Below are 1,213 nucleotides of genomic sequence, written 5' to 3' on the forward strand. Positions count from 1 at the left end.
CTTTTCAGACAATTGCAGCGCAAGAGAAAGCCCTAAATTAGGGATAAAGGGAAAAGGATGCATAGAATCAACAGGCAAAGGTTTTAGAACAGGAAAAATTTTATCAAGAAAATATTTTTCAAGCCATGATTTTTCAATTTCTGAAAGATCATCAGAACCAATAATTTCAATATTATTCTTTTTTAATTCATCACGTAAAACATTCAATTCCTGTAGTTGATGAGCCTGCAACTGTGAAATCTCAGCGAGCACAATATCAAGTTGTTCCTGTGGAGTATGCCCATCTGCACTACACGCTGTAACGTGAGCACGAATTTGAGCCGCTAACCCTGCAACACGAACCATAACAAACTCATCAAGATTCGTTGCTGAAATCGAAAGAAATTCTAGCCGTTCTAATAAAGGATGTTTCGAATTAGCCACTTCCATCAACACACGATTATTAAATTGTAACCATGAAAACTCTCGATTAATAAACCGTGCCGGATTTTTCATTGTTATATCCGATATAGAAACTTTATATGCCACCCTCTGTTCCATATATTCTCATTAATTTTCTTTTATACTTTCTAAAATCCTTGACGAAATACCTCACATAATATTCTATAATATGTTATCATCTTCATAATGCATCAATGTCTAATTTTTATTATCATATTTTCATTTAATATTAAAAAATACTTAGAAACAAACTCCATCTGCAAAGTGCTAAAAACATGATGATTACTTCATATAGCATAAAGAAGAGCACTTTGTCTTAAAAAGCATCTTGCATTATTATAAGCATTATTACAAACTCACGCTTATAAAATAGAAGAGCCTCATCACAACTGATGAGATAATTTATTCTGGAGTTTGTAGACTATGGCTGATCATCATATTCCCCATTTTCAAAATGATCTTGGATATAAAACAATAGAAATTGGTGTGAAAGAGTTTATGTGCGTCGGCGCTACACAACCATTCGATCATCCTCATATCTTTATCGACATGGGAGCCACCGATGAGAAAATCTGCCCTTATTGCTCAACTCTTTATCGTTATGTTCCCTCACTCTCATACAATCAAACAAACCCAACAGGATGTTTATATCATCCAGATGAGCCACTATAATGCGTTTTGGGACTTTCTACCACTCTTTTAATTCTGCTTATTTGATATGAAATCATTTGTGGAGCAATCACCCATCATCGTTGGAGGAGGGATTGCGGGT

General features: G+C 34.6%; 1 protein-coding gene and 1 pseudogene. One reads left to right on the forward strand and one right to left on the reverse strand.

Annotated elements, in window-relative coordinates:
* Nucleotides 1-540: pseudogene (locus tag BN338_RS10100) on the reverse strand (RNA degradosome polyphosphate kinase); the annotation flags it as partial.
* 324 nt (nucleotides 541-864) lie between these two features.
* Here BN338_RS10100 and BN338_RS10105 point away from each other — a divergent pair.
* Nucleotides 865-1,113, forward strand: a complete 249-nt coding sequence (locus BN338_RS10105) for a zinc-finger domain-containing protein (RefSeq protein WP_039762058.1) — start codon at nucleotides 865-867, stop codon at nucleotides 1,111-1,113.
* The last annotated feature ends 100 nt before the right edge of the window (nucleotides 1,114-1,213 follow it).

This window comes from Bartonella queenslandensis AUST/NH15 (assembly GCF_000312585.1).
Classification (GTDB): Bacteria; Pseudomonadota; Alphaproteobacteria; order Rhizobiales; family Rhizobiaceae; genus Bartonella; species Bartonella queenslandensis_A.

Excerpts from the sequence above, each read along its gene's own strand:
- BN338_RS10105 (WP_039762058.1), top strand. The coding sequence starts at position 865 with ATGGCTGATCATCATATTCCCCATTTTCAAAATGATCTTGGATATAAA.